At 72.7% G+C, this 12,865-nt stretch carries 15 protein-coding genes; 8 read left to right on the top strand and 7 right to left on the bottom strand.

The genetic code is table 11. The features are described from left to right. The first annotated feature begins 7 nt into the window (after nucleotides 1-7). The 4 genes from aspS to ACFPFQ_RS46015 all read left to right on the top strand — a co-directional run bounded on the left by aspS (nucleotide 8) and on the right by ACFPFQ_RS46015 (nucleotide 4,934). Entirely contained in the window at nucleotides 8-1,801 is a 1,794-nt protein-coding gene (gene aspS, locus ACFPFQ_RS46000) for an aspartate--tRNA ligase (protein WP_379629626.1), read from the top strand. Between the two features lie 12 nt (nucleotides 1,802-1,813). Further along, nucleotides 1,814-2,755, top strand: coding sequence for a DUF389 domain-containing protein (locus tag ACFPFQ_RS46005; RefSeq protein WP_379629627.1), 942 nt, complete (start codon nucleotides 1,814-1,816; stop codon nucleotides 2,753-2,755). An 11-nt stretch (nucleotides 2,756-2,766) separates the two neighbouring features. Continuing rightward, a complete protein-coding gene (locus tag ACFPFQ_RS46010; protein ID WP_379629628.1) occupies nucleotides 2,767-3,957 on the top strand; it encodes a hypothetical protein in 1,191 nt (396 codons plus the stop codon). Nucleotides 3,958-4,085: 128 nt separating this feature from the next. Then, the gene (locus tag ACFPFQ_RS46015; RefSeq protein WP_379629629.1) at nucleotides 4,086-4,934 is read left to right on the top strand and encodes an SGNH/GDSL hydrolase family protein; all 849 of its coding nucleotides are present in this window, start codon (nucleotides 4,086-4,088) and stop codon (nucleotides 4,932-4,934) included. A gap of 27 nt (nucleotides 4,935-4,961) precedes the next feature. On the opposite strand, the gene ACFPFQ_RS46020 is transcribed toward ACFPFQ_RS46015, so the two are convergent. The 3 genes from ACFPFQ_RS46020 to ACFPFQ_RS46030 all read right to left on the bottom strand — a co-directional run bounded on the left by ACFPFQ_RS46020 (nucleotide 4,962) and on the right by ACFPFQ_RS46030 (nucleotide 6,906). Further along, the gene (locus tag ACFPFQ_RS46020) at nucleotides 4,962-5,168 is read right to left on the bottom strand and encodes a hypothetical protein (protein ID WP_379629630.1); all 207 of its coding nucleotides are present in this window, start codon (nucleotides 5,166-5,168) and stop codon (nucleotides 4,962-4,964) included. 95 nt (nucleotides 5,169-5,263) lie between these two features. Beyond that, on the bottom strand, nucleotides 5,264-6,418 hold the full coding sequence (locus ACFPFQ_RS46025) for an aminotransferase class I/II-fold pyridoxal phosphate-dependent enzyme (protein WP_379629631.1): 1,155 nt from the start codon (nucleotides 6,416-6,418) through the stop codon (nucleotides 5,264-5,266). Further along, entirely contained in the window at nucleotides 6,415-6,906 is a 492-nt protein-coding gene (locus ACFPFQ_RS46030) for an Lrp/AsnC family transcriptional regulator (protein WP_379629632.1), read from the bottom strand. Before ACFPFQ_RS46030 ends, ACFPFQ_RS46025 begins: the two co-directional genes overlap by 4 nt. A gap of 113 nt (nucleotides 6,907-7,019) precedes the next feature. Between ACFPFQ_RS46030 and ACFPFQ_RS46035 the strand changes: the two genes are divergently transcribed. After that, nucleotides 7,020-7,535, top strand: a complete 516-nt coding sequence (locus ACFPFQ_RS46035) for an O-acetyl-ADP-ribose deacetylase (RefSeq protein WP_379629633.1) — start codon at nucleotides 7,020-7,022, stop codon at nucleotides 7,533-7,535. Here the strand turns inward: ACFPFQ_RS46035 and ACFPFQ_RS46040 are convergent. The 4 genes from ACFPFQ_RS46040 to ACFPFQ_RS46055 all read right to left on the bottom strand — a co-directional run bounded on the left by ACFPFQ_RS46040 (nucleotide 7,519) and on the right by ACFPFQ_RS46055 (nucleotide 10,352). After that, the gene (locus ACFPFQ_RS46040; RefSeq protein WP_379629634.1) at nucleotides 7,519-7,827 is read right to left on the bottom strand and encodes a hypothetical protein; all 309 of its coding nucleotides are present in this window, start codon (nucleotides 7,825-7,827) and stop codon (nucleotides 7,519-7,521) included. The genes ACFPFQ_RS46035 and ACFPFQ_RS46040 overlap by 17 nt on opposite strands. A gap of 81 nt (nucleotides 7,828-7,908) precedes the next feature. After that, a complete protein-coding gene (locus ACFPFQ_RS46045) occupies nucleotides 7,909-9,060 on the bottom strand; it encodes an aminotransferase class I/II-fold pyridoxal phosphate-dependent enzyme (RefSeq protein ID WP_379629635.1) in 1,152 nt (383 codons plus the stop codon). Next, a complete protein-coding gene (locus ACFPFQ_RS46050; protein WP_379629636.1) occupies nucleotides 9,057-9,665 on the bottom strand; it encodes a helix-turn-helix transcriptional regulator in 609 nt (202 codons plus the stop codon). The genes ACFPFQ_RS46045 and ACFPFQ_RS46050 overlap by 4 nt, the downstream gene beginning before the upstream one ends. A 126-nt stretch (nucleotides 9,666-9,791) precedes the next feature. Beyond that, nucleotides 9,792-10,352: a Uma2 family endonuclease gene (locus ACFPFQ_RS46055; RefSeq protein ID WP_379629637.1), complete on the bottom strand. Its 561-nt coding sequence runs from the start codon at nucleotides 10,350-10,352 to the stop codon at nucleotides 9,792-9,794. A gap of 97 nt (nucleotides 10,353-10,449) precedes the next feature. On the opposite strand from ACFPFQ_RS46055, the gene ACFPFQ_RS46060 reads away from it, so the two are divergent. The 3 genes from ACFPFQ_RS46060 to ACFPFQ_RS46070 all read left to right on the top strand — a co-directional run bounded on the left by ACFPFQ_RS46060 (nucleotide 10,450) and on the right by ACFPFQ_RS46070 (nucleotide 12,541). After that, complete coding sequence (locus ACFPFQ_RS46060; RefSeq protein WP_379629638.1) at nucleotides 10,450-11,799, top strand: replication-associated recombination protein A; 1,350 nt, start codon at nucleotides 10,450-10,452, stop codon at nucleotides 11,797-11,799. 57 nt (nucleotides 11,800-11,856) lie between these two features. Then, nucleotides 11,857-12,087: a YlcI/YnfO family protein gene (locus tag ACFPFQ_RS46065; RefSeq protein ID WP_379629639.1), complete on the top strand. Its 231-nt coding sequence runs from the start codon at nucleotides 11,857-11,859 to the stop codon at nucleotides 12,085-12,087. A gap of 73 nt (nucleotides 12,088-12,160) precedes the next feature. Further along, nucleotides 12,161-12,541, top strand: a complete 381-nt coding sequence (locus ACFPFQ_RS46070; protein WP_379629640.1) for a hypothetical protein — start codon at nucleotides 12,161-12,163, stop codon at nucleotides 12,539-12,541. Nucleotides 12,542-12,865 lie beyond the last annotated feature (324 nt).

The raw sequence follows: 12,865 nt of genomic DNA on the forward strand, positions 1-12,865 counted from the left end.
TCGCCCGGTGATGCGCACCCACCCCGTCGGCACCTTGCGTGCCGAGCACGCCGGACAGACCGTCACTCTCGCCGGGTGGGTGGCGCGCCGCCGCGATCACGGTGGCGTGATCTTCATCGACCTGCGCGACGCCTCCGGGTCGGCGCAGGTGGTCTTCCGCGAGGGCGAGATGGCCGAGCGCGCCCACCGGCTGCGCGCCGAGTTCTGCGTGCAGGTCATCGGCGAGGTCGTCGCCCGTCCGGCCGGCAACGAGAACACCGACATCGCCACCGGGGCCATCGAGGTCACGGTGACGGAGCTGAACGTGCTGTCGGAGTCGGCCCCGCTGCCGTTCCCGATCGGTGAGTACAGCGAGGTCGGCGAGGAGATCCGCCTCAAGCACCGCTACCTCGACCTGCGCCGCAGCGGGCCCGCGGCCGCACTGCGCCTGCGCAGCGAGGCCAACCGCGTGGCGCGCACGGTGCTGCACGACCGCGACTTCGTCGAGGTCGAGACGCCCACGCTCACCCGGTCCACCCCCGAGGGTGCTCGCGACTTCCTGGTGCCCGCCCGGCTCAAGCCCGGCTCCTGGTACGCGCTGCCGCAGAGCCCGCAGCTGTTCAAGCAGCTGCTGATGGTGGCAGGCACCGAGCGGTACTACCAGATCGCGCGCTGCTACCGCGACGAGGACTTCCGCGCCGACCGGCAGCCGGAGTTCACCCAGCTCGACATCGAGATGAGCTTCGTCGAGCAGGACGACATCATCGAGCTCGGCGAGACGGTCACCGCCGCGCTGTGGAAGGAGCTGATCGGCCACGAGATCCCGCGGCCGATCGCGCGCCTCACCTACACCGAGTCGATGGCCCGCTACGGCTCCGACAAGCCCGACCTGCGCTTCGCGATCGAGCTCACCGAGCTCACCGAGTATTTCGCGAGCACGCCGTTCCGCGTGTTCCAGGCGCCGTACGTCGGTGCGGTGGTCATGCCCGGCGGCGCCGACCAGCCGCGCCGCCAGTTCGACGCCTGGCAGGAGTGGGCCAAGCAGCGCGGCGCCCGCGGTCTGGCGTACGTCACCATCAACCAGGAGGGTGAGCTCGGCGGCCCCGTCGCCAAGAACCTCTCCGACGCCGAGCGCGACGGGCTCGCCAAGGCCACCGGCGCCAACCCCGGCGACTGCATCTTCTTCGCGGCGGGCCACCCGTCCGACGCCCGCGCGCTGCTGGGTGCGGCCCGGGGCGAGATCGCCAAGCGCTGCGGCCTGATCGACGAGAACGCGTGGTCGTTCGTCTGGATCGTCGACGCACCCATGTTCGAGCGCATCCGCGACGACAAGGGCAACGAGCTGGGGTGGACCGCGGTCCACCACCCGTTCACCTCGCCCAACGGGGACTGGATGAACCGCTTCGAGGAGGCGCCCGACCAGGCGCTGGCCTTCGCCTACGACATCGTCTGCAACGGCAACGAGATCGGTGGCGGGTCCATCCGTATCCACCGCTCCGACGTGCAGGAGCGGGTGTTCGCGCTGCTGGGCATGGACGAGGCCGAGCAGCGCGAGAAGTTCGGCTTCCTGCTCGACGCGTTCGCCTACGGGCCGCCGCCGCACGGCGGCATCGCCTTCGGTTGGGACCGCATCTGCATGCTGCTGACCGGCGCCGACTCGCTGCGTGACGTGATCGCCTTCCCGAAGTCGGGCGGCGGGTTCGACCCTCTCACCTCCGCTCCCGCGCCGATCACGGCGGCGCAGCGCAAGGAGGCGGGCGTCGACGCCGCGCCGCCGAAGCCGGCAGCGGCACCCGCGGCCGCGGCAACCCCGGCGAGCTGAGCCGGCAGCCACGTGCTGCACATGAGAGTGATCGCGCCGATCGAGTCCACCGGCGCGGTCCGGGATCTGCTGCTCGGCGAGCCGGGCGCCACCCATGTCACGGTGCTGCCGGGCGTCGCCCTGCAACCGGTCGGCGACGTGGTGGAGGCCGACATCACGCGCGAGGCGGTCGACGCCGTGCTCGAGCAGCTGTGCGGGCTCGGCATCGACCGGGCCGGCGGCATCACCCTCGAAACGATCGACACCTCGCTGTCGGACGCCGCCGACGCCGCCGAGGAGGCTGCGCCGGGCGATCCGTCCGACGCGGTGATCTGGGACGAGCTGGTCGCCCGCACGGGCGAGGAGTCGCGCCTGTCGTTCAGCTTCCAGGCCTTCCTGACGATCGCCTGCCTGCTCGCGGCGATCGGGGCCATCACGAACTCGTCCGTCACGGTCGTGGGCGCGATGGTGCTCGGTCCGGAGTTCGGGCCGCTCGCCGCCGTTGCCGTCGGGCTGGTGCTGCGCCGCGGTGACCTGCTGCGGCGGGGCGCCGTGGCGATCGGGGTCGGGTTCCCGCTGGCGATGGCCGTGACGGCCGGTGCCGCGCTGCTGTTCGACGCCACCGGGCTGCTCGCCACTGGAGCCCTCGATCACCTCGACCAGGTCGACTTCATCTACAAGGTCGGTCCGTTCTCGTTCATCGTGGCGCTGCTGGCCGGTGCGGCCGGGGTGCTGGCGATGACGTCGGCCAAGTCGGCGTCGCTGGTCGGGGTGTTCATCTCGGTCACCACCGTGCCGGCCGCGGCGTTCGCGTCGGTGGCGGTGGTGGAGGGTCGCTGGGCGGAGGCGGGCGGGTCGGCGCTGCAACTGGTCGTCAACCTCGCCGGCATCGTCATCGCTGCTGTGGGGGTGCTGCTGCTGTCGCGCCGCGCCGCGGACCGGAGGCGGGGGTTACGCCCGCTGTCTGCGGGGTAGTGTCCCTCACAATGGTTCGGGACCTGGGCAGTTTTCCCAGGCCGGTGCTCGCTGCGCTGGCTGCGGCCGAGCGGTTGCTCACCCGCCGAGCGGGGGCCAGCGTCGTGCTGGCCGATCCGGAGGACCTCGGCGGCAGCGTCCGGTCGGTTGTCGCTCGCGCACGCGTGGCGCGCAACCCGTTCTCGCTCCCGCGCACGCTCGTCGTCAAGCACTACCTGACGCCCCCGGAGCCCGACCGCCCCGATCCGTTCCACTACGAGGTGGCCAGCTGCCAGCTGTTCACGGCGCTGCCCGCGGAGTCCCGGCCCAGCCCGGCGCTGCTGGCCCACGACCCGCAGGCCCGCCTCCTGGTGCTCGAGGACCTCGGACGCAGCTCGACGCTGGCCGACAAGCTGTTCGGTCCCGATGCGGCCTCCGCCCAGCGCACCCTGGTCAGCTGGGCGCGTGCACTGGGCCGGATGCAGGCGGCCACGGCCGGGCGGGAGAACGACTTCGGGGCACTGCTGCGCAGGCTCGGTGAACGCGCGTGGCGCGATCCGATGGCCGAGGACGCTCGGGCGGCGTTCGCCGAGGTCCCGTCGCTGCTGAGCACCGAGCTGGGCGTGCACGCGTCGGCCGCCGCCGGTGCGGAGGCGCGCGAGACCGCCCGCCTGCTGGGTGGCACGCGCTACCGCGCGTTCAGCCCGTCGGACACCTGCCCCGACAACAACCTGGTGACGAGCCGCGGCGTGCGGTTCGTCGACTTCGAGTGGGGCTGCTTCCGCGACGTCGCGCTCGACGCCGCGTACTTCCGGGTCCCCTTCCCGGGCTGCGAGGCCAGCTTCGCGCTGCCGCCCGGCATGGCGGAGTCGATGCTCGAGGCCTGGCGCAACGAGATCGCCGCGGTCTGGCCCGATCTCGACGAGTCCGGTCGCCTGGAGCAGCGGCTGCTCGACGCCCAGCTGCTCTGGGTCTGGCTCTGCACCTGGACGATGCTGCCGCGCATCCACGAGCGCGACGAGCTCGTCGGCGCGGACCCGACGCGCACCCCGCGGATCAGCACGGCGCTGGCGCACTACTGGCGCCAGCTCGCGGTGGCCGCGCAGGACGGGCGCCCGGCAACGGCCGAGCTGGGACACGCCGTGGCGGCCGCGCTCGCCGCCCGGTTCCCGGATTCGCCCAACAGGCTGCCGGTGTACCCGGCCTTCCGATCGGTGGCCTGAACCGGCGATCCCGGTGTTCAGATCCCACAGCCCGGTCACGGCGGTGCGCCCCGAGCGTTCCCCGAGCTGCCCTCAACACGTCACCGGGCGATCACCGCAGGTGAGCCCGCGTCGGTGATCGTGTCGGTGTGACCGAGCTGGCCAGTGCCCCCGCCGTCGCGCGCCCCCGTCCCGCCCGCACGCCGTCGCCCGAGGACGAGCGGTACAGCCGCCGCGTCGACACCCTGGTGACGCTGGGCGACTCGACGCCCGTCGGGCTCGGCGACCCGGTGCCCGGTGGCCGCTGGCGCGGATTCCCCGTGCTGCTCGCCCAAGCGCTGGGGCCGTGCACGCTGCTCAACCCGGCGCGCACCGGCGCGCGGGTCGCTCATGTGCGCCACGAGCAACTGCCGCTGGCGCTGGCGGCGGCGCCGGACGTCGTGGTGCTGTCGGTGGGGATGAACGACACGCTGCGCTCGGACTTCGATCCGGCGCGGATGCTGGCCGACTGGTTCGCGATCGTCGACGCGCTGCGGGCCGCGGGTGCGTACGTGCTGATGTTGCGCTACCACGATCACACGCGGGTGTTCCGGCTCCCGACCCTGCTGCGCCAGGCCCTGCTGCGGCGCATCGCGGCCCTCAACACCGTGGTCGACACGGTCGCATCGGCCCATCCCGGCGGTGTCGGGGTGCTCGACCTGCACACGATGGCGGGGAGCTACGAGCGGGAGACGTGGGCCGTCGACCGGCTGCACCCGTCCGAGCGCGGGCACCGGCTGCTCGCGGCGGGGTTCGCCGGGTTGCTCGGCGGGGCCGGGTTCGCCGTGGTCGAGCCCGTCAGCCTGCAGTGCGCGGGCGGTCGGACCGTGACGCCGGCGCAGCGGGCGGCGTGGCTCGTGCTCAAGGGTGTGCCGTGGCTGGTGCGCCGCGGTGGCGACCTCGGCCCGGTGATCGTGCAGGGCCTGGTCTCGGAGCTGGTGCGCCGACCGCAGACCTGACGGGGTGCGCGTCGGCCGTGAGCCCGGTCAGGCCGCCGAGCGCAGCGGGGCGGGGGCGGCCGGAGCGGTGGCTGACGCCACGACCATCTGCGCCTCGATCAGCCAGAGCTGGGCGCGGGTGCACGTGGGGCAGATCCACGTGATGGTGCCGTCGGACTCGTGCTGGCTGCTCCAGTGCAGGCCGGCGGCATCGGTCGGGGTGTGGGGCAGGGCGCAGAGCGGGCAGCTGTTCATGCTCGTAGAGCCTGGCTGCCGCGCTTTGCCTCCTTGTGAACGGCGTGGGAAACCTGCGCTGCGTTGACGTCCGACTACTGGGTGTCAGACGGACCTCATAGCGAGCGGAGGAACCGGTCGATGCGCACCAGCGCCTCCTCGAGCTGGGGCAGCGCGGTGGCGTACGAGCACCGGACGTGCCCCTCACCCGACGGCCCGAAGACGCTGCCCGGCACCACGGCGACGTGCTCGGCGTGCAGCAGCCGCTCGGCGAAGGTCTCCGAGTCCAACCCGGACGAGCGGATCGACGGGAACGCGTAGAACGCCCCGCCCGGCTCCGGGCAGTCCAGCCCCGTCTCGCGCAGGCCCTTGACGAAGACGCGACGGCGCCGGTCGTAGTCGGCGATCATCTCCTCGACGTCGTCGTCGGGACCCGAGAGGGCCTCGACGGCGGCGAGCTGCGACACGTGCGGCGCGCACAGCATCGTGTACTGGTGCACGCGCACGCACAGCTCGGCCACGGGCGCGGGCGCGCAGATCCAGCCGACGCGCCAGCCCGTCATGGCGTGGGCCTTGGAGAACCCGCCGAGCAGGATCGTGCGCTCCCGGGCCCCGGGCAGCGTGCCGAGGCAGGTGTGGGTGCCGGTGTAGGTGAGCCGGTCGTAGATCTCGTCGGAGATCAGGTACAGGTCGTGCTGCTCGGCCAGGCGCACCAGCGCCTCGAGCGCCGCCCGCGGCTGGACGGCGCCGGTCGGGTTCGCGGGCGACCCGATGAGGATCGCCTTCGTCCGGGGCGTGATCGCGGCCGCGACGACATCGGCGTCGATGGCGAAGCCGTCCTCCCACCGGGTGGGCACCCGCACCGGGGTGCCGCCCGCGAACGCGACGCACGGCTCGTAGGCCACGTAGCAGGGCTCCGGCACGATCACCTCGTCGCCGGGGTTGAGCAGCACCCGCAGCGCCAGGTCGAGCCCCTCCGACACCCCGGTGGTGATCAGGCACTCGTCGACGGGCGCGTAGTCGGCCCCGTAGCGCTTGGCGAGGTCGTCGCAGATCAGCTCGCGCAGCTTCGGCAGCCCCGCATTGGACGTGTAGGTGGTGTAGCCGTGCTCCAGCGCGTAGATGCCGGCCTCGCGCACCCGCCACGGCGTGACGAAGTCGGGCTCGCCGACCCCGAGGGAGATGACGTCCTCCATCTCCGCGGCGATGTCGAAGAACCGGCGGATCCCCGAGGGCGGGCAGGCCGCGATGACGCTGTTGAGGGCCTTCACGGCGTCACCCGCAGCCGGTGGTCGGGCTCCGGCGCACCGAACGCGTCGCCGTCGCGCTTGTAGGTCTTGAGCACGAAGTGGGTGGCGGTCGACTGCACGCGGTCGATCGTCGAGAGCTTCTGCGAGACGAAGTCCGACACCGCGCGGATCGTGCGGCCGGTGACGGTGCACCGCAGGTCGTGGCTGCCCGAGACGAGGTAGACGCTGCGCACCTCCGGGAACCGGGCGATCCGGTCGGCGACGTCGTCGAACCCGACACCGCGGGCCGGGGCGAGTGCCACGTCGATGAACGCGGTGACGGTCTCGCTCGTGGGGTCCTCGTCGACGGCGTCCCAGTCGACCACCGCGCGGTAGCGCCGGATCGCGCCCGACGCCTCCCACGCGGCGATGGCCGCGCTGACGTCGGCGACCGGGATGCCGGTCATCGTCGCGATCGTGTCGTGGCTGAGCTGGGCGTCGCGCTCCAGCAGTTCGAGGATCTGCCGCACGGGGCGACCCTACGTCGTGCCCGCGTCGTGCCCGTGACCCGCCGCGCCTGCCGGTGGTTCCCGCGTCGGGCATCACCCGACCGGGACCCGCCGTCGCATGCTGAGGTGTGTCCATGCAGATCGAGCTCGTGGCAGGCGACATCACCGAGCGGCACGTCGACGCCATCGTCAACGCGGCCAACTCGGGACTGCTCGGCGGGGCCGGCGTGGACGGGGCCATCCACCGGGTCGGCGGCCCCGAGGTACTGGCGGCCTGCCGCGAGCTGCGGGCCGGGCCGCTGCGCGACGGCCTCCCCACCGGGCAGGCGGTGGCCACCACAGCGGGCCGGCTCCCGGCGCGCTGGGTGATCCACACCGTCGGTCCGGTGTACGCGGCCGACAGCGACCGCTCGGCGCTGCTGCGCTCCTGCTACGTCGCGTCGCTGCGTGTGGCCGACGTGCTCGGCGCCGCGACGGTGGCGTTCCCGCTCATCTCGGCCGGGGTCTACGGCTGGCCGGTGCAGGATGCGATCCGTCAGGCGCTGACGGCGCTGCGGGCCGCCGACACGTGGGTGGCGACGGCGCGGCTCGTGCTGTTCGACGACTCCCGGCTCGAGCTCGCCCAGCAGGTGCTCAACCAGCCCCGATGACGATCGCCGCCACGGCGGCGTCGTGCGCGCCGAGCCCGGTGAGGTCGCACAGCCGGATCCCCGACGGTGGCGCCGTACCGGGCCGGGCCACGATGTCGCCGAGCTCGCGGATCTCGAGCGGTGACGTGGCGTGCTGCAGCTCACCGACCTGCCGGGACTGCTGACGGTCGTCGGCGACCACCGCCGTGGCCCGCTCCAGCACGGCGGTGTCACACTCGCGCTCGCCGGGGCTGTCGGCCCCGACGGCGACGACCAGTGCGTCGGCGGCGAGCGCCCGGAACGCGGCCGCCACGGCGTCGACCGCGGCCGGCAGCGACGATCGCGTCGGGACCGAGCACGAGGGGCCCCGTCGTCGGCCCCGTCATCGAACCCGTCACCGGACGGGTCGGCGCGTGGTCAGGAACTGCTCGAACGCGGCCAGCGCGGGTGCCGGGTCGCGACGGCCCAGGCCGATCCGGAACCGATCGACGGGTCCGGCGGCGAGGTCGGACGCGTAGATGCTCGCCGGCAGCAGCAGCACACCCGCCTGCTCGACCAGGTCGCGGCAGAACGCCTCCACCCCCTCGGCGCCGCGGTAGCGGGGGAACGCGACGCACCCGCCGTCGGGCTGGGACCAGTCGAACAGGTCGGCGTGGCGGGCGAAGAACGCCTCGACGAGCGGCAGGTTCGCCGCGATGATGCCGCGGTTGCGCTCGTGGATCCACGCACCGGCGTCCAGCGCGATCGCGGCGAGCAGCTCGCTCGGTCCCGCGCTGCAGATCGACGTGTAGTGCTTGTGGCGCTCCAGCCGCTCCAGCACGGCGTGGTCCCGGCAGGCGACCCAGCCGATCCGCAACCCCGGCAGCCCGTAGGACTTCGACATCACGTTGATCGACGCGGCCGTCGGGGAGAGGTCCGCGGCCTGGGGCAGCGTGTGGGCCGGATCGAGCTCGATGCCGCGGTAGACCTCGTCGGACACCAGCCGGATGCCGCGCTCGGTGCACAGCTCCACCAGCGCGCGCCACGTCTGCTGGTCGGGGACGGCGCCGGTCGGGTTGTTCGGGAAGTTGACGGCGACGATCGCGGTGTCTGGACGCAGCGCGGCCCGGACCGCGTCGAGATCCAGGCGCCAGCCGTCGGCGGCATCGAGCAGCACCCCGCTGACGTCGGCGCCCGCGGCCCGCGGGATGGTCTCCATCGCCTGGTAGTTGGGCACCGTCACGACGACGTGCCGGCCGGGCTCGGCGAGTAGCTGCATCGTCCAGAAGATCGCCTCCTCCGCGCCGGCGAAGACGAGCACGTCGGCAGGGGAGCAGCCGGAGTAGGTGCGGGCGATCGCGGCGCGCAGGCGCGCGCCGCCCCAGGTCTCGGTGTAGCCCAGCCCCAACTCGTCGAACTCCGCCCGGTCGGCGTCGGTGCCCAGCGCCAGCAGCTCCCGGATCGTCAGCGTCTCCGCGTCCGAGGCCGTGAGGTGATGGGTGGCGGCGAACTCCCACCGCGAGAAGTAGCGCTCCAGGCGGAAGTCCGGCAGCGGTGCGGCGATCATGAACGGGTCTCCTTGAGCAGCGCGTAGACGGTGGCGCGCGACACGCCGAGTGCCTGTGCGGCCAGCTCGGCCGCGTGCCGGACCGCGAACAGGCCCTCGGCGTCGAGCACGGCGATCACGTCGCGGCGCGCGGTGCGGTCGAGGCGGGAGCGCTCCACGCCGCGGTCGCGGCACAGCTCCTGGACCCGCAGGGTCAGCTGCTCGCGCCAGTCGCGCTCGAACAGGGCGGCCGGGCGTTCGGTGCGGGCCGAGAGCAGTGCGGTGGCCAGCTCGGCGATCCGGTCCAGCGGCGAGCGGTCGACGTTGATGCACAGCAGGCCCCGCGGTCGGCCGCGGTCGTCGGTGAGCACCGCGCTGACCGACGTGCACGCGCTCCCGTCGGGAAGCACCTTCGCGTAGGGGCCCAGCACCGGGGTGTCGTCGGGAGATCCGGGCAGCTCGGCGAGCAGGGAGTCCTCGCCCACCGCGCGGCCGGAGATCGGGTTCCAGAGCGCGACGATCCGCTCGGTCCCCAGATCATGCAGCGCCACCTCCGCGTGCGGGGTGAACAGGGCTGCGATCGCCGCGCAGACGGGGACGTGCGGCTGGGCCCAGTCCGGCAACATGGTGGACATTCTATCCAGGTCGAGATGATTCGTCGGCCTCGGCGTCGGCGCGAGAGTCAGCGCGGGCGTAGCAGGGCAAGCCGCCGGCCGTCACTGTGGCGGCGCGCGACGGGCTCGCTTCCGCCCTCAGCGGCGTCGGATGAGCGCGTCCAGGTCGAGAGCCACCGGGTGGCCCGCGACGTCGAGGGCGGCGTGGCCGCTGTACTCGCCCGACAACCGGTAGGTGTCGCCGTCGAGGCGGTAGGCGAGCAGCGTGGTGGGTCGGCCGATGTCGATGATCCAGTACTGGGGGATGCCCGCTTCGGCGTACTCGGAGAACTTGAGCACGCGATCGACGCGCCGGGTGCCGGCGGAGAGGATCTCGACGGCGAGCAGGACATCGAGTGCCCGGTACCGCTGCGGGTTGGTCAGGTACAGGTCGGTGCGGGTGACGAGGACGTCCGGATTCCTGATCGTCGGCGGTTCCACCGTGACGAGGACGTCGACCTCCTCGAGGGCCGTGATCTCGTCGGGCAGCTGCTCGTCGATCCGGTAGCTCAGCCGGGTCGCGGCCTTCTGGTGCCACGACAACGGCTTCGGCGACGTCACCAGGACACCCTCCACGAGCTCCAGACGCAGCGCCGAGTCCTCGGGAAGCGCATCCCACTCCTCGAGGGTGAGGAGGTGGCTGGGCCACGACAGCGACATCGCGGGCTCCTTTTCGATCCCGCACAGCGTCCCACGTCGGCCCGACGGTCGTGGGCGATTCGGCCGATGTCGGTGCCCGGTGAGACGCTGGGTGGCGATGAGTACCGATGGTCTGTTCGAGCTCGACGAGCCGGAGTCCGCACCCGCCCCGCAGCAGGCGCGTGCCACGGCACCGCTGGCGGTGCGCATGCGCCCGCGCACCGTCGACGAGGTGGTCGGGCAGGCCCACCTGCTGCGGGCGGGCGCACCGCTGCGGCGGCTCGTCGAGGGTGGCGCGGCGGCGTCGGTGCTGCTCTACGGACCACCCGGCACGGGCAAGACCACGATCGCGCGGCTGCTGGCCGGCGTCGGCTCGCGGCACTTCGTCGCGCTCTCGGCGCTCTCGTCGGGGGTGAAGGAGCTGCGTGCGGTCATCGACGACGCCCGCCGCCGCCGCGATTACCACGATCAGCAGACGGTGCTGTTCATCGACGAGGTGCACCGGTTCTCCAAGACGCAGCAGGACGCGCTGCTGGGCGCCGTCGAGGACCGGCTGGTGCTGCTCGTCGCCGCCACCACGGAGAACCCGTCGTTCTCGGTGGTGGCTCCGCTGCTGTCGCGCTCGCTGATCCTGCAGCTGCAGTCGCTCACCGAGGAGGACGTGCGCGCGCTGCTGCTGCGCGCGGTCACCGACCAGCGGGGTCTCGACGGCGCGGTCGAGCTGGACGCCGAGGCGCTCGAGGCCATCGTCCGGCTCGCCGGCGGTGATGCCCGCCGGGCGCTGACGGCGCTGGAGGCGGCGGCCGACGGCGTGCTGGGCACGGGCGCCACGGTGATCGATGTGGAGGCCGTCGAGCGGGCCGTCACCGAGGCCACCGTGCGCTACGACCGTGCGGGCGATCAGCACTACGACGTGATCAGCGCGTTCATCAAGTCGATCCGTGGTTCGGATCCCGACGCCGCGCTGCACTACCTGGCGCGGATGCTCGTGGCGGGGGAGGACCCGCGGTTCATCGCCCGCCGGCTGATGGTGCACGCCAGCGAGGACATCGGGCTGGCCGACCCCACCGCGCTCCCGGCAGCGGCGGCCGCGGCGCAGGTGGTGCAGCTCGTCGGGCTGCCGGAGTGCCGGCTCGCGCTGGCCCAGGTCACGCTGCACCTGGCCACGGCACCGAAGTCCAACGCGGTGATCGTCGGCATCGACGAGGCGATGAGCGACGTGCGCGCGGGGATGGCGGGTGCGGTGCCTGCGCACCTGCGCGACGGCCACTACGCCGGCGCCGAGAAGCTCGGCAACGCGGTGGGCTACCGGTATCCGCACAACCATGCCGACGGCGTGCTGGCCCAGCAGTACCCGCCCGATGGGCTCGTCGGGAAGGACTACTACCGGCCCACGCCGCACGGGGCCGAGCGCACGCTGTCCGAACGCCTCCCGCGGCTGCGCCGGGCGGTGCGTGGTGGTTCCTGAGGGTGGTCTTGCGCCAGCCCGCTGGCCTGCGCAGTAGTACTGAACTACCCTCGCGGTATGACTGCGGAGAGGGTGACGGTGAGCTTGCCGCCGGAGCTGCTCGAGGATGCGCGCGAGGCGGTGGCGGCCGGAGCCGCGGAGAGCCTGTCGGCGTTCGTCGCGCAGGCGTTGCGCACCCAGCTGTCTCGCGCCCGCTCGCTCGCGGAGCTGGAGCGGGTGCTCGGCGGCCGCCCGCCCACCGAGGTGCTCGAAACCGTCCGGCGCGATCTGGGCATCGTCTCGGCGTGACTGTCGCCATCGCGTCCACCGCTGTTGCTGGAGTCCTCTCCGCAGTGCTGCCCGCGGGGCCGGGAGGCGCACGGTGATCGGTGGCCGGGTACTGGACGCGTCGGCGGTCGTCGGGTTCGCCTCCGGTGCGTCCGTCTACGCCGCGGCGCTGGTGTGGACCGCCGTCGAGGAGGGACTCGTCCTCGCCGTGCCCGCCACGTCCGCCGCGGCCGCCTGGTCACTCCTGCGGGACAAGCACCACCCGGTGCTCGAGGTGCTGCTGCGGCTGCCCGCCACCGTCATCGACGAGCTGACCGCGTCCCGGGCCCGTGCCGTCGGCGGCGTCGGCGGCGACCTCGCCGACGCCCATGCGGTGCTCTGCGCCCGCGATCGCGGCTGGCCGCTCGTCACGGGCGACGCCGTGCGGTACGCGGGAATGGACCTGTCCGGCGTGGAGATCGAGCCGTTGCCCTGACGCCGTATGTGGCCCGACCTGCGGTGATGATCGCCTAGCACAGGCATCGCCGCGCACCATGCAGGGGGCGGTGTTCAGTGCCGAAAACGGGTCGCGTAACTTTCTTCTTGTCAGCGAGGCGCCGGACAGAACGAAGCCCCTAAGGGGCCCGGTCAACAGGCCCAGCTGGTGAGCTACTCGGGCCCCTCGGATCCGCTTGGATCTGGTGGGTGTACAGTAGTGGACATGCCCCGGCTCACTGCTTAACGGTGGTGGATGGTGTGCGGGTGTCTTTTGAGAACTCAACAGTGTGTCGAGCTTTTTCATGAATTGGTTTTTTATGCC

Source organism: Pseudonocardia sp. GCM10023141, assembly GCF_042653605.1.